The sequence below is a fragment of the Pseudomonas sp. Pseusp18 genome, assembly GCF_059506005.1.
Genome location: NZ_CP169240.1, coordinates 3,669,606 through 3,694,466 on the forward strand (window position 1 = coordinate 3,669,606; position 24,861 = coordinate 3,694,466).

Genomic DNA, 24,861 nt, shown 5'->3' on the forward strand with positions numbered 1-24,861 from the left:
CGGCTCATTTGGACGACCCGTTTGTGCCATTCTCTGCGCCCGTTGGCGAGGTGACGCGCACGCCGCCCTGGCCTGCCAGAATCAGATTACCGTTACCCGCCGCCGTGACCGACGAGACGGAAATGCGATCGGGACGGTTGAACACGCTGAAGGTCTCGCCGTCGTCGCTGCTGCGAATGACACTGCCGCCGTTGCCGACGATCACGATGGAACCGTCGTCGAGCAACGTGGCGCCGGACAGGCCGAATTCCAGCGCACCGCGTGCAGCCTTGAGTTCGACCTGCTCCCACGTGGTGCCGAAATCCGTGGAGCGGTAGAGATTGCCCCGCAAGCCGTAGACCAGCAGCGTGGCCGGTTGCGCGGTGCCGATCACACCGAACAGCGAGCCCTCGTAGGGGCCTTCAAGCTTTTCCCAGGTCTGCCCTTCATCGGCGGAACGGAACATGCTGCCCTGCTCGCCGACGATGAAAATGCCGGAATCCTTGACCGCGGCGATGGCGTTGAGGTGGTACTGATCTTCGTTGTTCAGGCGATCGCTGACGTCTTCCCAGTTTTTGCCACCGTCGGTGGTTTCCAGCAAGGCACCGTAGGCGCCCACGGCAAAGCCGCTGTTGACGTCCTTGAACCAGACGTCGAGCAGCGGCGATTCGCGTCGCAGGTCTTCGAATTGTTTGCTCCAGGTGACACCGCCGTCTTCACTGGCGAGGATCTGCGCGTCATGGCCGACGGCCCAACCGTGCTTGTCATCGACAAAAAATACCGCTGTCAGCAATTGCCGGCTCGGCACCTTGGCTTGGGTCCAGGTCGCGCCCTGGTCATCGGAAAAAAGAATGTGCCCGCGATCGCCGACCGCCACCAGGCGTTTGCCGGCATGCACGACATCAAGCATCAGGCCTTTGCTGGCCTTGGCGGATTCAATGGAATAGACCACGTCGGCGGTCGGCGCGGCAGCGGCCAGCACAGGAGCCGACAACACGGCACAACCCAACAGCGAGAGCGCTGTAGCCAGCAACGCGAACCTGCGTAACGCCGGCGGGCGGCAAATACTCACACCCATGACAGGCTCACTCATAGACCTTCCCCCATTATTATTGTTAGGTCATTCAACCTTTCAGGGCGCCGTAAGGGGGTGCTCACCGGGACTGCCCTATTCCAGAGCATAGTCCTGAAACCCGCAATCCAGAGCCCCTTCGGAAGCTGGGCTTATCCTATCGGGGTTTGGAAAGGTCTGACAATCGACGCCACGTTATGTTTTGTTAACCGGGGGGATATGGGGTGTGGGTGAATGGGGAGGCATTCGGAGCGGTGATTGGAGTCTGGGGTCTGGGGTACATATCCGTTTCTGCGGTAACGGCGGCTATTGGTTCCGCTCTTACAGCGGGTCACTTTGGAAAAGCGCCAAAGTAACCAAAGCGCTTTTGCCCCTTTCGTTCGGTGCCTCGCCGAGGCTCGGCATGCCCTCGCTCCGGTCCTGCTCCGTGGGCCCGCCGCCATCGGCCATCCATGGCCGGGGGCGGCTAACCCGGCATCCATGCCGGGTTGCCCACTGCGCAGAACCTCCACTCGGCCTCTCGATGGGGCGGTGCGTCAAAATCAAAAGCAAGGCGGCCTCCCGGCCGGCCTGATCTCAAGCGGACGCATTTCCCTGTAGGAGCTGTCGAGCGAAGCGAGGCTGCGATCTTTTGATCTTGCATTTGCTTTGCTTTGCTTTGGCTTTTGATCTTGATCTTGATCTACCCGCCCCTTCGGGAGGCTGAGTGGAGGTGTTCATCTGGGGATGGGCGCGCAGCGCCGTTCGACGCAGTCGAACCCATCGCATGTAGGTTGAAGCGAAGCCAACCGTAGGGCGATGCCCCCAGATGGATACCGGAGCGAAGGAACGCCGAGCCTTAGCGAGGGGCCGGACGCTTGGGGCGAGCGTTTTTTGCTTCCTTTTTTAGGCGCTTGTAAAAAAGGGAGTCGCCGTAAGGGCGAAACCATAAGTAGCCGTTACCGCAGAAACGGATATGTACACCATCAAAAACCCGGCCGGCCATCAGGCCGCCTTCGCGGGCAAGCCTCGCTCCTACAGGGTCCAAGTGAACCCTGAGGGAGCAAGGCCAAACTCAGGCCAGGCTTTTGCTGACCACTTCGTACACGTCGCTGGACAGCTGCCCCGAAGCGAGAATCCGCTCCAGTTCGCCTTTCATCAACGCCTGACGGGCGCTGTCGTACTTGCGCCAGCGGGTCAGCGGCGCCAGTTGGCGAGAAGCAATCTGCGGATTGAAGCCGTTGAGCTCAATCACCAGATCCGCCAGGAACCGATACCCGGAACCATCCGCCGCGTGGAAGTTGATCAGGTTCTGCCCGGCAAACGCGCCGACCAGTGCCCGCACCTTGTTCGGGTTCTTGATGTTGAACGCCGGGTGCTGCATCAAGGCTTTGACCCGCGCCAGACCGCCGGGCAATACACTGCCGGCCTGAACACTGAACCACTGATCCATGACCAACGGATTGTCCTTGAAGTGCTCGGCGAAGCTCGCCAGTGCCTTGGCTTTCTGCTCTTCGAATGGCGAATTCACCAACACGGCCAACGCGGTCAGGCGCTCTGTCATGTTGTCGCACGCGTCGAACTGCTCAAGGGTCACGGCCAACACTTCTGGTTTATCGCTGAGCATCAGGTACGACAGCGCAATATTCTGCAACGCGCGACGAGCGAAATGCCCTGCCTCAGCAACATAAGGGGTTTTCTGAGACAGATCGCGATTGGCCTGATAGCGCTGCCACAGCGCATCAAACAGGTTGTCCGCCAATTGCTTGCGAGCGAATTCACGAGCGGTGTGGATCGCTTCCACATCAGCCACTTCGCTGATTTCGGTCAGGTATGCCTCGCTTGGCAGCGAGAGCATTTCAGCGACCATCGCCTGATCCAGCGTCTCGTCGGACAGCACGGTACGCAGGGCTGCAACCAGACGCTGATCCAGCACCAGCGCCTCGCCCTTCTGCTGCTGGGCGATCAACTCTTGCAGCACCTGCACCGACAACTGCTGGCCGGCATCCCAACGGTTGAAACCGTCGCTGTCATGCTGCATCAGGAACATCAGTTGATCGCGGTCGTACGGGAAGCTCAGTTTCACCGGCGCCGAGAAGCCGCGCAGCAACGACGGCAGTGGTTTTTCAGCAATGTCGACGAAGGTGAAGGTCTGCTCGGCTTCAGTCACCGAGATCACCCGCGAAGTGCCTTGAGCACTGGCTTCACCGGACAGACGCAATGCAATCGCCGCGCCTTTCGAATCAAGCAGACCCAGCTCCACCGGAATCACGAACGGCAGTTTCTCAACCTTGTCAGGGGTTTCCGGGCAGCTCTGGCGGAAGGTCAGGCTGTAGGTTTTCGCCGTGGCGTCGTAGGACTCGCTCACCGCCAGACGCGGTGTGCCGGCCTGGCTGTACCAGCGCTTGAACTGGGTCAGGTCGACGCCATTGGCATCTTCCATGGCCTTGATGAAGTCGTCGCAGGTCACGGCCTGGCCGTCATGGCGTTCGAAGTACAGGTCGCTGCCTTTGCGGAAGCCATCGGCCCCGAGCAAGGTGTGGATCATGCCGACCACTTCCGAACCCTTTTCGTACACGGTCAGGGTGTAGAAGTTGGAAATCTCGATGAAGCTGTCCGGGCGTACGGCGTGAGCCATGGGGCCGGCGTCTTCGGCGAACTGGTGGGTGCGCAGGTACGCCACGTCCTGGATACGCTTGACCGTGGCCGAGTTCATGTCGGCCGAGAACTCCGAATCGCGGAACACGGTGAAGCCTTCCTTGAGCGACAGCTGGAACCAGTCGCGGCAGGTCACGCGGTTGCCCGACCAGTTGTGGAAGTATTCGTGGGCAACAATCGCCTCGACCCGCTGGTGCGCGGCGTCGGTAGCGGTTTCGGCGCGGGCCAGCACAGCGCTGGAGTTGAAGATGTTGAGGCCTTTGTTTTCCATGGCGCCCATGTTGAAGTCGTTGACCGCAACGATCATGAAGATGTCCAGGTCGTACTCGCGACCGTAAACCTCTTCGTCCCAACGCATGGACTTCTTCAGGCTGTTCATGGCGTGCTGGCACTTGTCGATGTTTTCTGGCTCGACATAAATGCGCAGCGCCACGGAGCGCTCGGTCATGGTGGTGAAAGTGTCTTCGACACACCACAAGTCACCGGCCACCAGCGCGAACAGGTAGGCAGGCTTCTTGAATGGGTCTTCCCAGGTCGCCCAGTGGCGGCCGTCTTCGCCGGGACCGGAGGCAATCGGGTTGCCGTTGGACAGCAGCACCGGATAGCTGTGCTGCTCGGCGACCACTGTGGTGGTGAACGTGCTCATCACGTCCGGGCGGTCGAGGTAATAGGTGATCTTGCGGAAACCTTCGGCCTCGCACTGGGTGCAGAACATCGTGCCGGATTTGTACAGGCCTTCCAGGGCGGTGTTGGTTTCCGGGTGGATCCGGACGCTGGTGTCGACCGTAAAGCTCGTTGCGGTCGGGTGCAGGGTCAGATGGTTCTCGGTCAGTTGGTAGTCGGCGGCGCTCAGCTCCTGGTCGGCCAGGGTCACCGACAACAGCTCGAGTTGCTGGCCGTCGAGCACCAGCGGCGGCAGGCCCGGGCCACGTTCAGGGTTGCGGCGCATCACCAGTTGCGCATGGACCAGGCTGTGGTCCTCGAACAACTCGAAGGTCAGGTGCGTCTCGTCGATCAGGTACTCGGGCGCCTGATAGTCCTTCAGGTAAATCATCTTCGGTTGTTCGGTGCGCATACTGGAGTCCTTACTGATGCACGGCGAGCTGGTAGGCCGTGTATTTACGAATATTGATCACGCCGGTGTCGAAAATCAGGTATTGACCCTTGATCCCCAACAGCGTGCCTTCGGCAATCGGGTTCTTGTCCAGGTTGAAGCTGACGATTTTGGCCGGGTACTGCTCGACCGGATAGCGGATTTCCAGAGGTTCGACATCGGTAATCGTCTGGATTGCTTGTAGGCCGAATCGCTCCTGCAAACTGTGCAAACCTTCGGCGCAGCTTTCAAACAGCTGATCGCGAACCTGCGCCAGGTCCACCGACACCGCATCGCCCTTGAGCAAAGCACGCCAGTTGGTCTTATCAGCGACCTGACTGCGGAACAGGTCTTCGACGAAGCCCGACTGCTGGCGGGTCGAGACGCGCACGATCGGCAAGGCCTGGCTGGCACCCTGATCGAGCCAACGGGTCGGCAGTTGGGTGGCGCGGGTAATGCCGACCTTGATCCCCGACGAATTGGCCAGGTAAACCACGTGGTCGGTCATGCAGAACTTCTCGCCCCACTCAGGCTCCCGGCAAGTGCCAGCGTCGTAGTGGCAGCGCTCCGGGCTCATGATGCAGATGTCGCACTGGGCCAGTTTGGTCATGCACGGGTAGCAGTAACCCTGGCTGAAACTGGTTTTGGTCTTGCGTCCGCAATGGGTGCAGTGGATCGCCCCCAGGTATTCCAGGCGCACCGTGGTGCCGATCAACGGATTGACCGGCACCTCGACGTCGCCCAGACGAAAAGCGTACTGCACGTTCGGCCCGTCAAGGCGCGCCGACATTTTGCTGATTGCACCGCGGCCAATCTCGATCAATGGATGGCATCCGACTTGAACAGAATATTCGGCACTTCGATCGACTTCGACGCGCACTCCTGCGGGCCCATGTAGCCGGTGCGCTGTTCCTCGGGCAGGTTCTGGATTTCCCAGGCGATCATCGCTTGCAGGGAAAGTTCGCGCTGCTCGGCGGTGAGCTTGCCACCGTCGGACCATTTGCCGATTTCCACCGCCAGTTTCAGGCTCTGGTAGATATCCGGGGTAATGTTTTTGATCATTTCGTTAAAAGAGGACATCAAGGGCTCCGCGCTCTTTATTCATAACTGTTTAGACGGCCAGTTTACGGCGGTTGTACAAACCGCCCAACAAACCGGTGAAGCATCCGATGAGTAACCCGCCGACGTGGGCCGCGTTGGCAATCTCGCCGAAGCCGATCATCGAGACCAGCCCCGACAGGCACAACAACAGCCACACCAGCATCATCACCAACACCCCTCGGGGCAGGCGATAAGCCGGGTTCGGCGACAGAAGCTGGAAGATCCAGCAATGCCCGAGCAGGCCGTACAGCACCCCGGACAACCCGCCAAACAGGGTCGGGCCGCTGAAATAGAACTGGGCATAGTTGGACACCAGGCTGAACAGCAACGTCAGGCCGATCAGGTTGATGCTGCCCTGCCGCGACTCGATGCGCCGCCCCAGTTCCCAGTACCACATGCCGTTCATGGCCAGGTGCAGGATACCGAAGTGGATCAGCATTGGCGTCACCAGACGCCACCACTGCCCCGCCGCCAGGCTGTCGGCCAGTGGTGTGAAATGGATGTATTCGCCGACCACGCGGAAATCGAGGAAGGTCAGCCAGCGCATCGTCTCGAGGTTCTCGCCCAGCAGTGTCACCACGCCGACGATCAGGCTCAGCAACAGCACGAACGCCGTGGCCTTGCTGTGGCGCAACTGCTCGACAAAACCCGGACGCTGCAGGGTCGGCGCCACCGGGATATCCAGTTGCTGATCGGGGTCGCCGGCCGGAAAGCGTTCATACAACGAGCGCACGTCTTCGCTGATGCTGGCCGGCACCCACAGCACCTGCTCGCCCGCCTCTTCGCTGACCCGATGGGGCACTTGCATGCGCTGCAGCAGTTTGACGAACCCGCTCAAATCCACCGCCAGCGGCAGGCGCAATACCGCCACCGCCGTCATTGCATCACCTCCGGCCGCTCGACATCCACCCAGACAAATTTATGCGGGTCGAGACGGGTTTCCTGATCCAGACGATACGCCACCAGTTTGCCGTAGAGCACCGCGCTGTAATCCAGGCACGCCAGGTTCGGGCGGATCGGCGCCGGTTTGCCGCTGCGCCAGTAGTGGCCGACGAACAACATCGGCTCTTCGATACCGTAGCGCAGCAAGTTGTCTTTTTCGCTGGACGACAGCGGTGTGCGGGCCACCGGCTCGGGCAAGGCGTCGGGCTGGAACACGATGTCTCCGTAGGTTTGTGGGTCGTCTTCCCAGAATTTAGTGCGGAAGAACGAGCGCGTCAGGCCGTCGCCGCTGGTCATGGTCAAGCCGTGGGGCAAGCGCATGTCGGTGCCGCGCAGCAGGCGATCGAACACGGTGCAGGCGAAACTGCCGGGCACCGCGGAGGCCTGGAGGAAATGCTCGTCGATGCAACCGTCGGGGAACAACCCGCGCAACGGCTCGATCAGGCTGGCATCCCAACAGGCATGCACCACGCGGAAACGCTCGGCATCGACGAACAATGGCAGCTTGTAGAACCATTGCAGGAAGTCGTGCCAATCCTGGGGATGATCTTCGAACTGGGTCAGGGTTTCCTGAAGCAGGCGGGCGTGGCGCGGGGTGTGCTCGCGCACGAACTGTTTGCCGCTGCCCGGCAGCGCCGGCGTGCTCCAGCCGAGGGCGTTGAATTCATGGTTGCCCATGATGCACAGCGCCTGGCCGGCCTCGACCATGTCGTGGACGATGTGCAGCGCCTCGCGAATCCGCGGGCCGCGGTCGATGATGTCGCCGAGGAACACCGCCATGCGCGACGGGTGCCGCCAGACACCTGCCTGTTTGTGGTAACCGAGCCGGTCGAGCAAGTGCTCAAGGGTCAGAGCGCAACCGTGCACGTCACCGATCAGGTCGTAGCTACGCGCGGGATCGAGCATCAGTCGCCTCCACCACCCAACTTGCTGCCCCAGCCGAGCTTGGTCCGGCAGACTTCGTAGTAGTTGTGGTCGAGTGGGTGAATCAGCCGCAGCTTCTGCGCTTTCTTGCTGATGGTGATGGTGTCACCGGGCGCGCAGGTGAAGTGGTTCTGCCCGTCACAGGAGACTTGCGGGTAAATCTGCATATCTTTGGACACGACGATTTTCAGCTCACTGTTGCCATCGACCACAATCGGCCTACCCGACAAGGTATGGGGGTACATCGGCACAATCACAATAGCGTCGAGCTTGGGATGCATGATCGGGCCGCCCGCAGACAGCGCGTAAGCGGTCGAACCGGTCGGCGTGGCAACGATCAGGCCGTCGGCCTTCTGGCTGCAGACGAACTGGCCGTCGATGTACAGCTCGAACTCGATCATTCGCGTCGACTTGCCGGGGTGCAGCACTACATCGTTCAGCGCATCGCCCTGGCCGATGGCCTCGGCGTGGCGCCGGACTTCGGCTTGCAACAGGAAGCGGTTTTCCACCAGGTAATGGCCGTCGAGCACTTCGGCGACTTTGACTTCCAGCTCATCGGGGCGAATATCGGTGAGGAATCCCAGGCTGCCACGGTTGATACCGAGCACCGGGATGTTGTGCCGGGCCAGCGCCCGGGCAGCGCCCAGCAGGCTGCCGTCACCACCGACCACAATCACCATGTCACAGACTTCACCGAGCATCTTGCGCGACGAAGTTTGCAGGCCATGGCCCGGCAGGACTTCGGCGATGGTGTCTTCGAGGATCACGTGCAGGTGACGATCGAGCAGAAACCGTTTCAGTCGGCGGACGGTATCCAGCACCTGAGAACTGCCCAGGCGACCGATGATGCCGATATTACGAAATTGCTCCATGAGGCCCCTAACGCGTGTGGCGGCGAAAAACACGATTATGGGCGAAAGCGCGGCGTAGACAAAACCCTTTCAGCTACAACGGTGTGCTCTAGTTTCGGGCTATGCTCGCAAGATGATCCTATTTCCAGACTTGCTCCAGTTACCTCACCAGTTGCGCCACCCTGAAGTGCGCGACCTGGCTTGGGTCATCCTCGCGCCGCCGATGCTCGACGCCACCCCGTGGCCGCAGCGTCACCCCCTGGCCGGCAGTGATTGGGTGCAGGCGCCGGAGCGTCTGGAACACTGGCTCAGGCAACTGGATCGTGACAGTTACGATTTGCTGCACTGGCTGGCCCAGGCCAGGACCCGGCGCCTGGGCTTGTACTACGAACGGCTGTGGCAGTACGCCGTGCGGCACGCGCCGGGGATCGAGCTGATCGCCGCCAACATGCCGATCCGCCGTGAAGGCCACACCTTGGGTGAACTGGACATGCTGCTGCGCGATCGCGATGGCGTGCATCATCTGGAACTGGCGATCAAGCTCTACCTCGGCCCGCAGAACGGTGACGGCCATGACACCGCGCAGTGGCTCGGACCGGGTTGTCATGATCGGCTGGACCGCAAACTGGAACACCTGAGCCAGCATCAATTGCCGATTTCCGCGCGGGCGGAGAGCCGTGAGGTGCTGGCGTCGCTGGATATCCAGCAGTTCAGCGCGCATCTATGGCTGGGCGGTTATCTGCTCTATCCGTGGCCAGGGCAGGCCGAACCACCGAGTGGCGCCCACCCTCAGCATTTGCGCGGTAGCTGGCTGCACCAGAAGGACTGGGCGGAGTTTGTCGTGCAGCGTCCGTTCGGTCGCTGGCAACCTCTGCCCCGCCACGCCTGGCTGGCGCCGGCGCACTATCCCAAGGAGCAGACCTGGAGCGCTGAACAGCTGGACACGTGGCTGAGCGATCTGGACCCGCTGGCACCGGCACAATTGATGGTGCGGCTGACAGAGAATGCCAAAGGGGATTGGGAAGAGGCCGAGCGGCTGTTTCTGGTGTCCGATCTTTGGCCGAATGTGCCGGGCCAGAGTTGATTCGATTTTTGTAGGTACAGCAAAAAAGATCGCAGCCTTCGGCAGCTCCTACAGGAATCGGGCATGACGGCGGAAATTGGGTCGTCCACGGTCAACGTAGGAGCTGCCGAAGGCTGCGATCTTTTGATCTTGATCTTCAGCAACCTAAAAGGACAACCGCAACGCCAAGGCCGCCAACGTCACCAGCAACACCGGCACCGTCAGCACAACCCCGACCTTGAAGTAATACCCCCAGCCAATCCGGATATTCTTGCGCTGCAGCACATGCAGCCACAGCAAGGTCGCCAGACTGCCGATCGGGGTGATTTTCGGCCCCAGGTCGCTGCCGATGACGTTGGCGTAGATCATCGCCTCTTTCGCCACGCCGGTCGCCTGACTGGCATCGATCGAGAGCAAGCCGATCAGCACGGTCGGCAGATTGTTCATCACCGACGACAGCAACGCCGTCAGCACCCCGGTGCCCATGGCCGCGCCCCACACGCCGTAACCGGCAAAGCCATCCAGCCAACCGGCCAGATACCCGGTGAGCCCGGCGTTGCGCAGGCCATACACCACGAGGTACATCCCTAAGGAAAAAATCACGATCTGCCACGGCGCTTCTTTCATCACCTTGCGCGTGGAAATCTTGTGGCCACGAGCGGCAATGGCCAGCAGCAATGCAGCGCACACCGCGGAGATCGCGCTGATTGGAATGCCCAACGGCTCAAGGGCAAAGCAGCCGAGCAGCAGAATCACCAACACCACCCAACCGGCATAAAACGTTGCGGTGTCGTGAATTGCGGTGGCCGGGTCTGCCAATTGCTCGGGATGGTAATCACGGGGGATGTCGCGACGGAAAAACACCATCAACATCGCCAGGGTCGCTGCCACGCTTACCAGATTGACCGGGATCATCACCGCGGCGTAGCGGTTGAAACTGATCTTGAAGAAGTCAGCCGAAACAATGTTCACCAGGTTCGACACCACCAGCGGCAGGCTCGCGGTGTCGGCGATGAAACCGGCCCCCATCACGAACGCCAGGGTCGCCGCCGGGGAAAAACGCAACGCCAGCAGCATGGAAATCACGATCGGCGTAAGAATCAGCGCCGCGCCGTCATTGGCGAACAACGCCGAGACCAGTGCGCCGAGCAGCACCATATAAGCAAAGAGCTTGCGCCCGCTGCCCCGCCCCCAACGGGCCACATGCAACGCGGCCCAGGCAAAGAACCCCGCCTCATCCAGCAGCAGGCTGATGATAATCAGCGCAACGAAGGTGCCGGTGGCATTCCAGATGATCTGCCATACCAGCGGAATATCGCTCAGGTGCACCACCCCGGACAGCAGCGCCAGCACCGCGCCGAATACCGCACTCCAGCCGACGCCCAGGCCTTTGGGTTGCCAGATCACCAGGGTGATGGTCAGCAAAAAAATCAACGATGCGATGAGCATATAGACCCGGTTCCAGCCCGACGGAAAAACGAAGCGCGGAATATAGGGAGGTTTGAATAGACCGTAAAGTGAAGGCTGGATGAAATGCCTGATGTAGCAGCTGCCGAGCCTGCGAGGCAGCTGCTACGAGCTAAAAGGAAGCGGTCATGGCTTTTTATGCTGCTCGACCCACTGCGCATACGCATTGATGAATTTCTGCAGGAACGGCTTGAGCGACTCCGACAATTTGCCCGCCTCATCGAACGCTGAACCCGCGCCGCCCAGATAAGCTTCCGGCTGCTGCATGCACGGCACATTGAGAAACACCATCGACTGGCGCACATTGTGGTTGGCGCCAAATCCACCGACGGCGCCCGGTGAAGCGCTGATCACTGCACCCGGCTTGCCGTCCCAGACACTCTGGCCATAGGGACGCGAACCAACGTCAATCGCATTCTTCAACGGCGCCGGCACCGAACGGTTGTATTCCGGGGTCACGAACAGCACCGCGTCGGATGAACGCACCTGTTGTCGGAAAGTGCTGTAGGCTGCCGGCGGTGAATCGCCATCGATGTCTTCGTTGTACAGCGGCAAATCGCCGATTTCGACGATAGTCAGCTTCAGATTGGCAGGCGCCAGCTCGGCCAGCGCCAGCGCGACCTTGCGGTTGATCGATGCTTTTCTCAGGCTGCCGACCAGAACGGCGATCTCGTAGACGTTGCTCATGGAAGATACTCGACTGTTCGATGGAAAGAGCTTCTAGTTATAGATGATCAAATGACGATTCAACCAGCGGGCGACGGAAAATCACCGCCCCTGACTATTTTTTTCCTGTAGGAAAACTTACCTCGCCCAACCACGGTCTACAGAGCCGCAAATTGAGTGATTTATCTCCAGAGGTTCTAAGCAGATGGCAGCAGTACTCGTCGGTCAGTTCCATGCAAGAGACGCGGAAGGCCGTGTTTATTCCGTGCATGAGTTCCAGGAATCCACCCTGTCGCACGACGGCCTCGCCGGCTCTGCGCCTGTCACCACCTATAAACTGGCCATTGGCGATCGGGTCAACAAACTCGACGACAACGCGTTTGTGCTGGTGCAAACCGGTGTCACCCTCATTCGCGAGCCTGAAACGAACGTCGCTTCATAACCCGCTGTTATGAGCAGAAGTCATATGCGCGCACTTGAGTTAGGATTCAGTCACTGACTCCCTCACCTGCTGAACATGGACTTCACGCATGCGTTTACGTCATATCGAAGTGATCCAGGCGCTCCTGCAGACCGGTCACCTGGGCACCGCCGCCGAATGGTTGCAGTTGCCCGTGACCGAGGTTGAACGCACGCTGCGCGATGCCGAGGATCAGTTGGGTTTCATGCTGTTTGCCAGCGTGCGTGGCCGTCTGCAAGCCACGCGCGAGGCGCGGGAGTTGCAGGTCGAGATCGCCCGCGTCTACGAGGCCCTTGAGCCGGTCCAGCGACTGGCCAGCAGCCTCAAGCAATATCTGGCCCCACCCTTGCGAATCATCTGCACCCCGCCATTGGCGCAACAGCTGTTGCCGCAAAGCATTGCGGCGCTGCGCCGACGCCTCCCCGATGCACCTTGCACCCTCCTGAGCCAACCGACCCGCGAGATTGTCAGAAGCCTGCTGCTGCGCGAAAGCGATCTGGGCCTGAGCCTGCACGACCCGGACCACGCCGATATCGATTGCCAGGTCATCGCCCAGGGCAAGCTCCAGCTATTGGCACCCCATGGCTGGCTGCAACCGAAACAGAAGTACATCTCGCTGCAAGACCTGGCCGGCCAGTCGATGGTCGGCCTGGAAGGTCACGACCCGCTCAGCCCGGCGCTGGACAACAAGCTGCATGCGCTGCGCCCTGCCCCGGTCATCCAGACCCGAGTGCAGACGCACCAAATGATGCGCAGCATGGTCGAGGCCGGCGAAGGCCTGGCGATTGTCGATCCGTTTACCGCCCTCGGCGCCAAATCGGCCGGGCTCGATGCCTGCCCGCTGGCGCCTGCGGTACCGGTCAGCGTCTACGCCCTGCGCCTGAAAAACGCCGAGCCCTCTTCGGCGGTTCAGACGCTGCTGGACATCATCACGGAACAAGCCGTGGCGATGCTGGCGAGCTGATCGGTTTTTCCAGCGGGTTATCGAACAATCGATACCAGAACAATGCGACTTCGGCGGTGTTCGGGTCGATCCCGCGATAACGCAGATGATCGATCCCGCCAACCACGTAGCCACAGCGTTCATACAGCCGGCAGGCCCCAAGATTATTGTTCTGGGTTTCCAGCATGATGCCCGGCAGCTTTTTCTTGCGGCTCCAGAACTGCGCTACGTCCAGCAACGCCTTGGCCACGCCATGGCGACGCGCCGGTGCATGCACCGCCAATTCATCGATATGGGCGAAACCGTTCCAGTTGGTGCTGACCACCAGGTGGCCCACCGGCTCATCATCCAGATAGGCCATGAAAATCGCACTGTCGGCGGCGTCGCGAAAGCTGCTGAACTCTTCGGGATCGATGCCGTAGCACTTGCGATACGGGGTGATTGGCGTCACCGGCCACTGCGCCACCGGCTTGCCGATTTCTGCTGCGCCATAGGCGGCGACTTCAAAACTGAAATCACTGCCCCAGATATAAGCCGCAAAACCCTCATCGGCGACACGCACCGAGAGGCCCGGGTATTTGGGATTCATGACGGGCTGCATACTCGCAAAGGTCCTCATTCCTTGATGCAATCGACGGTGTAGTGCCGTCCATTGCCCTCGTCTTCATGTTGCAAGCCATGCACATCGGCGACAAACCCGGGGAAGCTGCTGTCGAACGCCCGGGCAAACTTCAGGTAATCGATGATCGAGCGGGTCGACTCGGTGAAACGCTCGCCGGGCATGATCAACGGGATCCCCGGCGGGTATGGCACCAGCATCACTGCCGCGATCCGCCCGTCCAGGGCATCGATCGAAACGGCCTCCACTTCCCCGCGTACCAATTGATCATAGGCGTCCGCTGGCTTCATCGCGACTTCCGGCAACACCGTGTACATGCGTTTGAGGTGTTTGGCCGTGGCGTTGCTGCGATAACAGGCGTGCAATTGATCGCACAGATCGCGCAACCCCATGCCTTGATAACGGGCCATGTTCTGTTGCGCCACGCACGGCAGGCAGGTGGCCAGGCTGACGTTGGCGTCGTAGCTGCGCTTGAACTCCAGTAACTCGGTCAGCAGCGTGCTCCATTTGCCCTTGGTAATGCCCATCGAGAACAGCACCAGGAACGAATACAGCCCAGTCTTTTCCACGACCAGCCCGCGCTCCCAGAGGAACTTGCTGACCACCGCCGCCGGAATCCCGCGCGCACTCAGCGCGCCGCCCGCCGTCAGCCCCGGCATTACCAGCGTGACTTTGATTGGGTCGAGCAGCACGTAGTCGTCGGTCACGCCGCCAAAGCCGTGCCAGTCAGCGTCGGGTTGCAGCAGCCAGTCTTCGCTGACCACCTGCTCGATCGCTTCCGCCGAGGGCGGCTGCCAGATGGAAAACCACCAGTCATCGGCGGCGATATGCTGGCGCAGATTGGCCAGCGCCCGGCGAAAACTCAGCGCTTCGTCGAACATTTCCTGTAGCAGCGAACGACCGGCCGGCCCTTCCATCATCGCCGAGGCCACGTCCAGCGAGGCGATGATGCTGTACTGCGGCGAGGTCGAGATGTGCATCATGAACGCTTCGTTGAAACGATCGCGATCCAGCTGCCGCGCGCCGCCGTCCTGCACGTGAATCATCGACGCCTGGCTGAACGCCGCCAGCAGTTTGTGTGTGGAGTGAGTGGTGAACACCAAGGGGCTGTCTTCGCTGCGGGACGTGCCCATGCCATAACGGCCGGCGAAGAACTCGTGGAATGCCGCGTAGGCGAACCAGGCCTCGTCGAAATGCAGCACCTCGACGCTGTTGCCCAGGCTCTGTTTGATCAGTTCGGCGTTGTAACAGAGGCCGTCATAAGTCGAGTTGGTCACCACCGCCAACTTGACCTTGGGCTCGCGGCCTTGGGTCAGCGGGCTCGCGTCGATCTTGGCCTGGATTGATTCGCGGCTGAACTCACTCAACGGAATCGGGCCAATGATCCCCAGCTCATTGCGCTCCGGGCACAGGTACAGCGGAATCGCGCCGGTCATGATGATCGCGTGCAACACTGACTTGTGGCAGTTGCGATCCACCAGCACCAGATCATCGCGTGCCACCATGGAATGCCAGACGATCTTGTTGGCGGTCGAGGTGCCATTGATCACGAAAAAGGTGTGATCGGCGCCGAAGTTGCGAGCCGCTCGCGCCTCCGCCTCAGCCAGCGGGCCAGTGTGATCGAGCAGCGAACCGAGTTCCGGCACCGACACCGACAAATCCGAACGCAGGGTGTTTTCCCCGAAAAACTGGTGAAACGCCTGCCCTACCGGGCTCTTGTGATACGCCACGCCGCCGCCATGCCCCGGCGTGTGCCAGGAATAATTGGAGTCTGCGGTGTGCTGCACCAGCGCCTTGAAGAACGGCGGCAACAGGCCGTCCAGGTACTTGCGCGCCGCGCGGGCAACCTGACGGGCAAGGAATGGCACGGTGTCTTCGAACAAATAGAGAATGCCGCGCAGCTGATTGAGCTCGGCCATGGCGTCGGCCGGGGCGTTTTCCAGGGTGACTTGCTCGCCCAGGGCGAAAATCGGCAGCTCCGGCGCCCGAACCCGCGCCAGGCGAATCAGTTCGGCCATGTTGTGCAGAAGATGCGCGTGGGTGCTGGCGTCTTCGGCGGCAATCAACATGCAGGCAAGGCCGTGATGGGTCGAGGCGACCAGACGCCCCTCGGTGTAATCGACCGCCGAAACGATACTGAAACCTTCCTGCTCCAGCTCCCGGGCAATGCCACGCACACGATCACCGGCAACGGTGTCGGCCTTGATGTCGCGGTGGACGATCAGGACCGGGAATTTCAAATCTTTATACATGAGGCTCGGCGTCCTGAGGCGGCAGACCGTGGCCTGCCAATCACCTCAGGGTAGAGGGTTGGAGCGCATGTGGCGAGGGGGATGCCCTGAAGTGGGCCGGCCGGCGCACCATCATGTGGCCAGCAAACTCGGTGTCGAGAAAGATACCTGTGGCGAGTGAGCTTGCTCCCGTTGGGCTGCGAAGCGCCCCCCCTGCATTCGCTCGGAACCATATTGGCAGGATTTGCGACTGCTGCGCAGTCGAGCGGGAGCAAGCTCCCTCGCCACAAAAAACCTTCCGCTCGAAGGGACTCAGGCCTGGGCCTTGGCCTCGGCCAATTGCTGCCACAGCGACGGCGCGCCGGCGGATTTGGCGATGGCTTCCAGGCGCGCAACGTGTTGGGCCAGATCCTCTTCACTGGCGCGGATGATCCGGGTCGGCTGACGATCGGCCGGCAGACGACGGATTTCCGTGGCGGAATTATCGGCGCCTTCGCCCGAACCGTTGCCATCGGACGCGTTACCGGCCAGCGACAGGCTGGTCTGGCCGCCGGTCATGGTCAGGTAAACGTCGGCGAGAATCTCGGAGTCGAGCAAGGCGCCGTGCAGTTCACGGCCGGAGTTGTCGACGCCATAGCGTTTGCACAAGGCGTCGAGGCTGTTGCGCTGCCCCGGGTGACGTTCCCGGGCCATTATCAGGGTGTCGAGGATCGTGCAGTGTTGTGTGATGTCCGCGCGATCGTGCTGGCCCATCAGGGCAAATTCGTTGTTGATAAAGCCAACGTCGAACGCCGCGTTATGGATGATCAGCTGTGCGCCCTTGATGAACTCGAAAAATTCATCGGCCACTTCAGTGAAACGCGGCTTGCCCACCAGAAATTCGTTAGTGATGCCGTGGACGCCGATGGCGCCTTCGTCACTCTCGCGATCCGGTTGCAGGTAAACGTGGAAATGCCGGCCGGTCAGCCGCCGACCGATCAACTCGACACAACCGATTTCGATAATCCGGTGGCCGTCGGTCACCGGCATGCCGGTGGTTTCGGTATCGAGTACAACGGATCTGGTGGCCATCAGTGCTCAGCTCTCAACGGGTCAATCGTGCAAAAGCGGCGATGTTAACACGCTCGCGTGGGTCTTTCAGATAGACCGTGTTACGCCGGAATCAAGCCTGCTTGTACCCGCGCACTTCATCCACGCCACGGTTGGCCAGTTGGTCGGCCCGTTCGTTGCCATGATGGCCGATGTGCCCGCGCACCCATTTCCAGGTGACGTTGTGGCGGTTGACCTGCTCGTCGAGCAGTTTCCACAGGTCGGCGTTTTTCACTGGTTCCTTCGCGGCGGTTTTCCAGCCGCGTTTCTTCCAGTTGGCCATCCACTCGTTGATGCCTTTCATCACGTACTGGGAGTCGGTCACCAGCAGCACGTCGCAAGAACGCTTGAGCTCTTCCAGGCCACGGATCGCCCCCATCAGCTCCATGCGGTTGTTGGTGGTGTTGGCTTCGCCGCCCCAGAGTTCTTTTTCAACGCCCTTGCACACCAGCAACGCGCCCCAGCCGCCTGGGCCAGGGTTGCCCTTGCAGGCGCCATCGGTGAAGAGTTCTACGCTATCGCTCATGCCAATCTATCCAGAAAATGCGCTGGCTCGCCGATCGGCGACCGACGATGCCCGAGGCCGGGGCATACCCGGCCGGGAATATAAAAAAGTGTATTACGGCTCGATGTGACGACGATTGACCTTGGCCATCGGCAACGGAATCAGCTTGCCCATCGGTTCGCGCCGCACTTGGCGCACCGGCCGCAGCCCCACCACGATCTTGCGCGCGACTAATAAATAGAAGCCGCCACCCGACAATTGCCAGTCACCGGCCTTGCGCTCCCAACCGGCCAGACGAGCTTGCCAGGCAGGTGACGCAAGCGGCGGACGATAGCACCCGAAGCGGCGTTTCTCCAGCGCGAAGCCCAGCAGGTTCAGCCAGTCGCTGACCCGCGACGGCGAAATGCAGCGCGCCTTGCGCAAGGCGTCATGGGCGAACACATGACGCAGGCCCCAACTGCTCCAGGGGTTGATCCCGATAATCAGCAGATGCCCGCCGGGGCGCACACTGCTCGCCGCTTCGCGCAACAAGCCGTGTGGCGACAGGCAGAAATCCAGCCCATGCTGCAACACCACCACATCGGCGGCATGCTCGCTCAAGGGCCAGGCCTGCTCTTCGCAGACGATCTCGACCCCCGGCAACGGCGCGCCGAGTCGCACATTGCGCTGCACCTGCGGCGCCGCCGGTGGCGTCTGTGCCGAGGGGCCGTAATGCACCAGATAGCCGCCGAAGAAGCGCCCCAACTCGTCTTCGAGCATGCGTCGTTCTTCGTCCAGCAAAAATTGCCCGATGGGACCGGACAGCCAGTCACGGGCCGCGCTGATCAATGCCAGCCAGTCAGGATCAGCCTGAGCGAACGCTTTATCGGTCATTGCATTCTCCAACGCGCCAGGAAGCTCTAAGATGCGCCAATGTTTTCCGCTTGGCGAATCCGACGATGATACAGATCAGTGCCCTGCCCGCCTTCACCGACAACTACATCTGGTTGTTACAAGACCACAGCACCCAGCGCTGCGCCGTAGTCGATCCGGGCGATGCCGCGCCCGTAGAGGCGTGGCTCGCGGCGCACCCGGGTTGGGTGTTAAGCGATATTCTGATCACTCATCACCATCATGACCATGTCGGCGGCGTCGAGCGGCTGAAAAAAGCGACAGACGCAACCGTCCATGGCCCGGCCAGCGAGACCATCCCGGCACGGGACGTGGCCCTCAAGGACAGCGACCGGATCAACGTGCTGGGCTGGGACTTCGATGTCATCACAGTACCGGGCCATACCCTGGGGCATATCGCCTATTACCACCGTGGTCATTTGTTTTGCGGCGACACCCTGTTCGCTGCCGGTTGCGGACGCTTGTTCGAAGGCACGCCCGAGCAAATGCATCACTCGCTGAGCCGCCTCGCGGCGCTTCCCGAAGACACGCTGGTCTACTGCACCCACGAGTACACCCTGAGCAATCTGAAGTTTGCCGTGGCGGTCGAACCGGGCAATCCCGACACCCTCGAACGACTGGCCAAAGTCACCCGTCAACGGGAAGCCGGAATCATGACGCTGCCTTCGACCCTGGCGCTGGAAAAGCTCACCAATCCGTTTTTGCGTACCGGCGAAACATCCGTTAAAGAAAAAGTGGACGAACGGAATGGAACCGAAAACCGGGCGCCGAGTGCGGTCTTTGCTGCATTGCGGGCTTGGAAAGATACGTTCTAAGCTGCCTGCGCAATGGTACAAAAATTCTGAATGGTTGACCGCAGGGGGTGTGCTTTCTAGAATCGCCCGACATTTTCGCCCGGAACTTACTTCCAGCCAATGTCGTCACCTATTCGTAAAGCCACCAATTCAGACGCATTGACCCGCTTGGCTCAAGCCATCGCGGTGGCTGTGTCCGCCACTTTGGCGGGCTGTTCAAGCCATGTGCCGCAGACCGAAGCGACACACACACCGAATATCGCCGCGCGAGCCAAGCAAAAACCAATCTGGCTCAGCGAAAAACCAACACCGCAAGTTCCCCAGGACGTCTGGGAGCGCATGCGCCAGGGCTTCCAGTTGCAGGACAACCTGGGCGTCAACCCGCGCATCGAGCAGCAGCGCCTGTGGTTCGCCAGTAACCCGTCCTTCCTCGAAAACGCCGGCGAACGCGGCAGCCTCTACATTCACTACATCGTCGAACGCCTTGAAGAACGCAACATGCCGCTGGAACTGGCGCTGTTGCCAGTGATTGAAAGCGCCTACAACCCGATGGCCTATTCCCGGGCCGACGCGGTGGGTCTTTGGCAATTCATTCCTTCCACCGGGCGTTACTTCAACCTGCGTCAAACCCGTTTCTATGATGGCCGTCGCGATATCACCGCCTCGACCACCGCGGCCATGGATTACCTGACCCGCCTGCACGACATGTTCAACGGTGACTGGCTACTGGCCCTGGCGGCCTACAACGCCGGCGAAGGCACGGTCAGCCGAGCCATCGAGCGCAATGAGAAGCTCGGCCTTCCAACCGATTATTGGAACCTGCCGCTGCCAGCGGAAACCCAGGCCTATGTGCCGAAGCTGCTGGCGCTGTCGCAAGTGGTGTTGGCGCCCGATGCCTATGGCGTGAACCTCAAGTCGATCGCCAACGAACCGTACTTCCAGGTCGTCGAAATCAACCAGCGCATGGACCTGTCCAAGGTTGCCGCGGTGGCCAACATCGACGAAGACGAACTGTTCCAGCTCAACCCGGCCTTCAAGCAACGCACTACCATCGACGGCCCCCAGCATCTGCTGGTGCCGACGTCCAAGGCGCAACTGCTGACTGCCAGCCTGTCGACCATGCGTCCTGAAGAGCTGATCAGCCAGCGGCCGCTCAAGCCGGTGTTCGAAGGTGCCGACGAGCGCGAAATCGCCAGCATCAAGCGCGCCTACCGGGTCAAACGCGGCGAAAATCTGGCCTCCATTGCCAAGGCCAACAAGGTCGACGTCAAAGACCTGCAACGCTGGAACAAACTGAACGGCAAGAACCTCAAGGTCGGCCAGACCCTTGTGATGCAGGACACCAGCAAGCGCAGCGGCGGTCGCATCAACACTGTCGTGGCGGCGAACAGCAAAACCAGCGGCAAGTCAGACAAACAGAAACCGCAGACCCAGTACAAGGTCCAGCAAGGCGACTCGTTGTACATGGTTGCCAAACGTTTCAATGTCGAAATGCAACACCTCAAGCGCTGGAACCCTCGGGTAGGCCAGGCGCTGAAACCGGGGCAGATGCTGACGGTTTCTTCCCCGCATTAAACAGCACGCCCTGCCTAGGGGCTTTTGTGGCGAGGGAGCTTGCTCCCGCTGGGTTGCGAAGCAGCCCCAAAACCTGAAATCCGGTAACTTCTGACACGCCGCGTACTAGGGTTTACGACTGCTTCGCAGCCGAGCGGGAGCAAGCTCCCTCGCCACAGGTTCTGCGATCCGCAGGGCTATCGAGGCAGCGGTTAACAACGCATTAAGCCCCCGTCTTTTTCCTGTCGATACAAGCTGTTACTGTACGGCCCACAAAGCCCAAGCCGCCTGGATCGGATCTCTGACTTGAAGCGTCCCCTCCTCCTTCTCCTGATCAGCCTGGCCTTGAGCTCCTCCGCAAGCGCGACGATCAGCGAAAGCCACGGTTATGCGCAGTTCGGCACGCTCAAGTACCCGGCCAGATTTACCCACTTCGACTGGGTCAACCCGCAAGCGCCCAAGGGCGGTACGTTGCGGGTAATGGCGTTTGGCACCTTCGATACGCTCAACCCTTACACCTTCAAAGGTTCGAGCCCGGTTTCCACGCCCAACTTCCTGCAATACGGCATCAACGAACTCAACGAACCGCTGATGGTCGGCACCGGCCAGTACGCGCCGTCGGGCGATGAGCCGACGTCCAGTTATGGCCTGATTGCCCAATCGGTGGAATACAGCGAGGACCGCAGCTGGGTGGTGTTCAACCTGCGCCCCGAAGCGCGCTTCCACGATGGCACGCCGATCACCGCCTATGATGTCGCGTTCTCCTATCGCCTGCTGCTCAAGGAAGGTCATCCGCAATACCGCACCAACCTGCAGGAAGTGTCGCGGGTCGACATCCTCAACCCGCAGCGCATTCGCTTCGTCTTCAAGCGCTCCGGCAATCCGTTGCTGATCCTGCGCCTGGGCGAGTTGCCGGTGCTGCCCCAGCATTACTGGAAAGATCGCGATTTCAAGGCCACCACCTTCGAACCGCCATTGGGCAGCGGGCCGTATCGCATCACTTCGGTAACCCCCGGGCGGCAGATCGTCTTCGAACGGGTCAAGGATTACTGGGGCAAGGATCTGCCGGTCAATCGCGGCAAATACAACGTCGATCGCATGGAAGTCGAGTTCTACCGTGACAGCGACGTGGCCTTCGAAGCGTTCAAGGCCGGCGAGTTCGACATCTACATCGAGCATCAGGCGAAGAACTGGGACAACGGCTACGACTTCCCGGCCGTGCGCCGTGGCGAGGTGATCAAGGCGCAGATCCCGCACCAGATCCCGACCCAGAGCCAGGGCCTGTTCATGAACACTCGGCGGTCGACCTTCGCCCAGATCAAGGTCCGTGAAGCGCTGGGGCTGATGTTCGATTTCGAGTGGACCAACCGCACGCTGTTCAGCGGCGCCTACACACGCGCCATGAGTTACTACCCCAACAGCGAGTTCTCTGCCACGGGACTGCCGGTCGGCCACGAGTGGCTGTTGCTCAAGCCCTATCGCGATCAGTTGCCCGCCAAGCTGCTCACCGAGCCGTTCAGCCTGCCGCAGACCGAAGGCCGCGGCATTCCGCGCGAAACCATGCGCAAGGCCTTGGGCCTGCTCGCCGAAGCCGGCTGGAAGCTCAATGGCCAGCGGCTGCAGAACAGCATCGGCCAACCGCTACGCTTCGAGATCCTGCTGGTCAACCCGAACCTGGAGCGGATCCTTCAGCCCTACGTCGAGAACCTCGCCAGCATCGGTATCGACGCACGGCTGCGCACGGTCGATCGCGCCCAGTACAAACAGCGCCTCGATCAATTCGATTTCGACATGATCCTGATGACCCTCAACCAGACCCTCAGCCCGGGCCTGGAGCAATGGCAGTACTTCCACTCCAGCCAGGTCGGGATCAAGGGCAGCAAGAACTACGCAGGCATCGCCGACCCGGTGGTCGACCATTTGCTCGAACAGCTGCTCGGCGCCCAGACCCGGGATGAACAAGTCGCCGCCGGCAAGGCGCTCGACCGGGTGCTGCTATGGCAGCACTACATCATTCCCAACTGGTACCTCAATTATCACCGTTTGGCCTACCGCAACCGGTTCGCCTTCGTCACCACGCCGCCCTATACCCTGGGCCTGAGCGCGTGGTGGCTGAAATCTTCGGAGAAAGATCAATGACTCCCTTACGCGCCCTGCTCTTGCAGGCCAGCGGTCTGTTGTTCGCCGGGCTGGCCTGCGCCGCCCCGCAACATGCCTTGACCCTGTACAACGAGCCGCCGAAATACCCGGCCGACTTCAAGCACTTCGATTACGTAAACCCCGATGCGCCGAAGGGCGGGATCTTCCGTCAGGCCGGGTTCGGTGGCTTCGACAGCCTCAATCCGTTCATCAGCAAAGGCGTGCCGGCCGACGACATCAGCATGATCTACGACACCCTGGCCAAACAGGGTCTGGATGAACCCTTCACTGAATACGGCCTGATCGCCGGCAAGATCGAGAAAGCCCCGGACAACAGCTGGGTGCGCTTCTATCTGCGTCCCGAAGCTCATTTTCACGACGGCCACCCGGTACGCGCCGAGGACGTGGTGTTCAGCTTCCAGACCCTGATCAAGGATGGCGCCCCGCTTTATCGCGGCTATTACAGCGACGTGGAAGAAGCGATCGCCGAAAACCCCCTCACAGTGCTGTTCAAGTTCAAGCACACCAACAACCGCGAGCTGCCACTGATTCTTGGCCAACTGCCGGTATTGCCCAAGCATTGGTGGGCCTCCCGCGACTTCAACAAAGGCAACCTGGAACTGCCGCTCGGCAGCGGCCCGTACAAAGTCAGCGAAGTGAAGGCCGGGCGTTCGGTGCGCTATGAACGGGTCAAGGACTATTGGGGCAAGGACCTGCCGGTCAATCGCGGGTTCTACAACTTCGATGTGATGACCACTGACTATTACCGCGACAACACCGTTGCGCAGGAAGCGCTCAAGGCCGGTCAATTCGACTACTGGCTGGAAATGTCCGCGAAAAACTGGGCCAAGGCCTACAACATTCCGGCGGTGACCGAAGGGCGGCTGATCAAGGAAGAGATCCCCAACGGCAACCCCACCGGCATGCAAGGCTTCGTGTTCAACCTGCGTCGTCCGGTGTTCCAGGATGTGCGCGTGCGCCAAGCGCTGACCCTGTTGCTGGACTTCGAGTGGACCAACAAGCAACTGTTCAACGGCGCCTACGTGCGTACCCGCAGTTACTTCGAAAACTCGGAGATGGCCGCCACCGGCCTGCCGGACACCGACCAACTGGCGATTCTCGACCCGTTCCGCAGCAAGATTCCCGAGCAGGTGTTCAGCGAGGCGTTCCAGAACCCGCTGACCGACGCCAGCGGCATGATCCGCACTCAGCAACGCAAAGCCTATCAACTGCTGCAAGAGGCCGGCTGGCGGATCGTCGACGACAAGATGGTCGACGCCACCGGCAAACCGGTGACCATCGAGTTCCTGCTGGCCCAGACTGAGTTCGAGCGGGTACTGCTGCCGTTCAAGCGCAACCTCAGCGACCTGGGCATCGACCTGGTGATCCGTCGGGTCGACGTCTCGCAATACATCAACCGCGTACGCTCCCGGGACTTCGACATGATCGTCGGCAGCTTCCCGCAATCCAACTCGCCGGGTAACGAACAGCGCGAGTTCTGGATGACCGCCGCCGCCGACAAACCCGGCAGCCGCAACTCCATGGGCCTGAAAGACCCGGTGGTGGACCAACTGGTCGAGCAACTGATCAACGCCGATTCACGCAAAAGCCTGGTGGCCCACGCCCGGGCGCTGGACCGGGTGCTGCAATGGGGCTATTACGTGATCCCCAACTGGCACATCAAGACCTGGCGCGTGGCGTACTGGAACCACATCGGCCACCCGAAGGTTTCGCCCAAATATGACATCGGCATCAACACCTGGTGGGTCAAGCCCGACGCGACACCTGCGATAGAAGTCGAAACCAAACTGCAAGCCGACCCTGCGGGCACGGAGTAATCA

At 60.8% G+C, this 24,861-nt stretch carries 21 protein-coding genes; 7 read left to right on the top strand and 14 right to left on the bottom strand.

The window, feature by feature from the left end; all coding sequences use genetic code 11:
* Nucleotides 1-4: 4 nt before the first annotated feature.
* The 7 genes from ACEN9A_RS16390 to ACEN9A_RS16420 form a co-directional block, all read right to left on the bottom strand.
* A complete protein-coding gene (locus ACEN9A_RS16390) occupies nt 5-1,072 on the bottom strand; it encodes a WD40/YVTN/BNR-like repeat-containing protein (protein WP_258668659.1) in 1,068 nt (355 codons plus the stop codon).
* A gap of 1,033 nt (nt 1,073-2,105) precedes the next feature.
* Entirely contained in the window at nt 2,106-4,763 is a 2,658-nt protein-coding gene (gene pepN / locus ACEN9A_RS16395) for an aminopeptidase N (RefSeq protein ID WP_258668660.1), read from the bottom strand.
* Between the two features lie 10 nt (nt 4,764-4,773).
* A complete protein-coding gene (locus ACEN9A_RS16400) occupies nt 4,774-5,604 on the bottom strand; it encodes a DUF2797 domain-containing protein (RefSeq protein ID WP_019579317.1) in 831 nt (276 codons plus the stop codon).
* Complete coding sequence (locus tag ACEN9A_RS16405; RefSeq protein WP_007937782.1) at nt 5,601-5,861, bottom strand: YeaC family protein; 261 nt, start codon at nt 5,859-5,861, stop codon at nt 5,601-5,603. The genes ACEN9A_RS16400 and ACEN9A_RS16405 overlap by 4 nt, the downstream gene beginning before the upstream one ends.
* 31 nt (nt 5,862-5,892) lie before the next feature.
* Nucleotides 5,893-6,762 carry a rhomboid family intramembrane serine protease gene (locus ACEN9A_RS16410; protein WP_258668661.1) on the bottom strand — a complete coding sequence of 290 codons (870 nt, stop codon included), beginning with the start codon at nt 6,760-6,762 and terminating at the stop codon, nt 5,893-5,895.
* Nucleotides 6,759-7,733 (bottom strand): metallophosphoesterase, encoded by a 975-nt coding sequence (locus tag ACEN9A_RS16415; protein WP_408981125.1) that lies wholly within the window; start codon nt 7,731-7,733, stop codon nt 6,759-6,761. Before ACEN9A_RS16415 ends, ACEN9A_RS16410 begins: the two co-directional genes overlap by 4 nt.
* Nucleotides 7,730-8,620, bottom strand: a complete 891-nt coding sequence (locus ACEN9A_RS16420) for an NAD(+) kinase (RefSeq protein ID WP_007906781.1) — start codon at nt 8,618-8,620, stop codon at nt 7,730-7,732. Before ACEN9A_RS16420 ends, ACEN9A_RS16415 begins: the two co-directional genes overlap by 4 nt.
* Before the next feature lie 112 nt (nt 8,621-8,732).
* On the opposite strand from ACEN9A_RS16420, the gene ACEN9A_RS16425 reads away from it, so the two are divergent.
* Entirely contained in the window at nt 8,733-9,683 is a 951-nt protein-coding gene (locus ACEN9A_RS16425) for a DUF1853 family protein (RefSeq protein ID WP_258668663.1), read from the top strand.
* Between the two features lie 144 nt (nt 9,684-9,827).
* Here the strand turns inward: ACEN9A_RS16425 and ACEN9A_RS16430 are convergent, their stop codons facing one another.
* Nucleotides 9,828-11,111 (bottom strand): arsenic transporter, encoded by a 1,284-nt coding sequence (locus tag ACEN9A_RS16430; protein WP_258668665.1) that lies wholly within the window; start codon nt 11,109-11,111, stop codon nt 9,828-9,830.
* A gap of 144 nt (nt 11,112-11,255) precedes the next feature.
* Nucleotides 11,256-11,816: an NADPH-dependent FMN reductase gene (locus ACEN9A_RS16435; RefSeq protein ID WP_018929616.1), complete on the bottom strand. Its 561-nt coding sequence runs from the start codon at nt 11,814-11,816 to the stop codon at nt 11,256-11,258.
* A gap of 184 nt (nt 11,817-12,000) precedes the next feature.
* On the opposite strand from ACEN9A_RS16435, the gene ACEN9A_RS16440 reads away from it, so the two are divergent.
* Nucleotides 12,001-12,237: a hypothetical protein gene (locus ACEN9A_RS16440; protein WP_018929617.1), complete on the top strand. Its 237-nt coding sequence runs from the start codon at nt 12,001-12,003 to the stop codon at nt 12,235-12,237.
* An 88-nt stretch (nt 12,238-12,325) separates the two neighbouring features.
* Nucleotides 12,326-13,219, top strand: a complete 894-nt coding sequence (locus ACEN9A_RS16445) for a LysR substrate-binding domain-containing protein (protein ID WP_019648960.1) — start codon at nt 12,326-12,328, stop codon at nt 13,217-13,219.
* On the opposite strand, the gene ACEN9A_RS16450 is transcribed toward ACEN9A_RS16445, so the two are convergent.
* From ACEN9A_RS16450 to ACEN9A_RS16470, 5 genes are all read right to left on the bottom strand, one after another.
* Entirely contained in the window at nt 13,185-13,799 is a 615-nt protein-coding gene (locus ACEN9A_RS16450) for a GNAT family N-acetyltransferase (protein WP_007937773.1), read from the bottom strand. The two genes, ACEN9A_RS16445 and ACEN9A_RS16450, sit on opposite strands and share 35 nt — an antisense overlap.
* A gap of 14 nt (nt 13,800-13,813) precedes the next feature.
* Nucleotides 13,814-16,069, bottom strand: coding sequence for an Orn/Lys/Arg family decarboxylase (locus tag ACEN9A_RS16455; RefSeq protein ID WP_258668667.1), 2,256 nt, complete (start codon nt 16,067-16,069; stop codon nt 13,814-13,816).
* A 291-nt stretch (nt 16,070-16,360) separates the two neighbouring features.
* Complete coding sequence (gene dnaQ, locus ACEN9A_RS16460) at nt 16,361-17,119, bottom strand: DNA polymerase III subunit epsilon (RefSeq protein WP_007937771.1); 759 nt, start codon at nt 17,117-17,119, stop codon at nt 16,361-16,363.
* A 91-nt stretch (nt 17,120-17,210) separates the two neighbouring features.
* The gene (gene rnhA, locus ACEN9A_RS16465) at nt 17,211-17,663 is read right to left on the bottom strand and encodes a ribonuclease HI (protein ID WP_003180633.1); all 453 of its coding nucleotides are present in this window, start codon (nt 17,661-17,663) and stop codon (nt 17,211-17,213) included.
* Between the two features lie 93 nt (nt 17,664-17,756).
* The gene (locus tag ACEN9A_RS16470) at nt 17,757-18,515 is read right to left on the bottom strand and encodes a methyltransferase domain-containing protein (protein ID WP_018929621.1); all 759 of its coding nucleotides are present in this window, start codon (nt 18,513-18,515) and stop codon (nt 17,757-17,759) included.
* A gap of 65 nt (nt 18,516-18,580) precedes the next feature.
* Here ACEN9A_RS16470 and gloB point away from each other — a divergent pair, with 65 nt between their 5' ends.
* From gloB to ACEN9A_RS16490, 4 genes are all read left to right on the top strand, one after another.
* Entirely contained in the window at nt 18,581-19,348 is a 768-nt protein-coding gene (gene gloB / locus ACEN9A_RS16475; RefSeq protein WP_018929622.1) for a hydroxyacylglutathione hydrolase, read from the top strand.
* Between the two features lie 99 nt (nt 19,349-19,447).
* The gene (locus ACEN9A_RS16480) at nt 19,448-20,902 is read left to right on the top strand and encodes a transglycosylase SLT domain-containing protein (protein WP_258668668.1); all 1,455 of its coding nucleotides are present in this window, start codon (nt 19,448-19,450) and stop codon (nt 20,900-20,902) included.
* A gap of 309 nt (nt 20,903-21,211) precedes the next feature.
* Nucleotides 21,212-23,020: an extracellular solute-binding protein gene (locus ACEN9A_RS16485; protein ID WP_408981126.1), complete on the top strand. Its 1,809-nt coding sequence runs from the start codon at nt 21,212-21,214 to the stop codon at nt 23,018-23,020.
* Nucleotides 23,017-24,858, top strand: a complete 1,842-nt coding sequence (locus tag ACEN9A_RS16490) for an extracellular solute-binding protein (protein ID WP_258668669.1) — start codon at nt 23,017-23,019, stop codon at nt 24,856-24,858. The genes ACEN9A_RS16485 and ACEN9A_RS16490 overlap by 4 nt, the downstream gene beginning before the upstream one ends.
* The last annotated feature ends 3 nt before the right edge of the window (nt 24,859-24,861 follow it).

Coding starts and splice junctions, on each gene's coding strand:
- ACEN9A_RS16390 (WP_258668659.1), bottom strand. CDS start 1,072: ATGAGTGAGCCTGTCATGGGTGTGAGTATTTGCCGCCCGCCGGCGTTA.
- pepN (WP_258668660.1), bottom strand. CDS start 4,763: ATGCGCACCGAACAACCGAAGATGATTTACCTGAAGGACTATCAGGCG.
- ACEN9A_RS16405 (WP_007937782.1), bottom strand. CDS start 5,861: ATGTCCTCTTTTAACGAAATGATCAAAAACATTACCCCGGATATCTAC.
- ACEN9A_RS16410 (WP_258668661.1), bottom strand. CDS start 6,762: ATGACGGCGGTGGCGGTATTGCGCCTGCCGCTGGCGGTGGATTTGAGC.
- ACEN9A_RS16420 (WP_007906781.1), bottom strand. CDS start 8,620: ATGGAGCAATTTCGTAATATCGGCATCATCGGTCGCCTGGGCAGTTCT.
- ACEN9A_RS16425 (WP_258668663.1), top strand. CDS start 8,733: ATGATCCTATTTCCAGACTTGCTCCAGTTACCTCACCAGTTGCGCCAC.
- ACEN9A_RS16430 (WP_258668665.1), bottom strand. CDS start 11,111: ATGCTCATCGCATCGTTGATTTTTTTGCTGACCATCACCCTGGTGATC.
- ACEN9A_RS16435 (WP_018929616.1), bottom strand. CDS start 11,816: ATGAGCAACGTCTACGAGATCGCCGTTCTGGTCGGCAGCCTGAGAAAA.
- ACEN9A_RS16440 (WP_018929617.1), top strand. CDS start 12,001: ATGGCAGCAGTACTCGTCGGTCAGTTCCATGCAAGAGACGCGGAAGGC.
- ACEN9A_RS16445 (WP_019648960.1), top strand. CDS start 12,326: ATGCGTTTACGTCATATCGAAGTGATCCAGGCGCTCCTGCAGACCGGT.
- ACEN9A_RS16450 (WP_007937773.1), bottom strand. CDS start 13,799: ATGCAGCCCGTCATGAATCCCAAATACCCGGGCCTCTCGGTGCGTGTC.
- ACEN9A_RS16455 (WP_258668667.1), bottom strand. CDS start 16,069: ATGTATAAAGATTTGAAATTCCCGGTCCTGATCGTCCACCGCGACATC.
- dnaQ (WP_007937771.1), bottom strand. CDS start 17,119: ATGGCCACCAGATCCGTTGTACTCGATACCGAAACCACCGGCATGCCG.
- rnhA (WP_003180633.1), bottom strand. CDS start 17,663: ATGAGCGATAGCGTAGAACTCTTCACCGATGGCGCCTGCAAGGGCAAC.
- ACEN9A_RS16470 (WP_018929621.1), bottom strand. CDS start 18,515: ATGACCGATAAAGCGTTCGCTCAGGCTGATCCTGACTGGCTGGCATTG.
- gloB (WP_018929622.1), top strand. CDS start 18,581: ATGATACAGATCAGTGCCCTGCCCGCCTTCACCGACAACTACATCTGG.
- ACEN9A_RS16480 (WP_258668668.1), top strand. CDS start 19,448: ATGTCGTCACCTATTCGTAAAGCCACCAATTCAGACGCATTGACCCGC.
- ACEN9A_RS16490 (WP_258668669.1), top strand. CDS start 23,017: ATGACTCCCTTACGCGCCCTGCTCTTGCAGGCCAGCGGTCTGTTGTTC.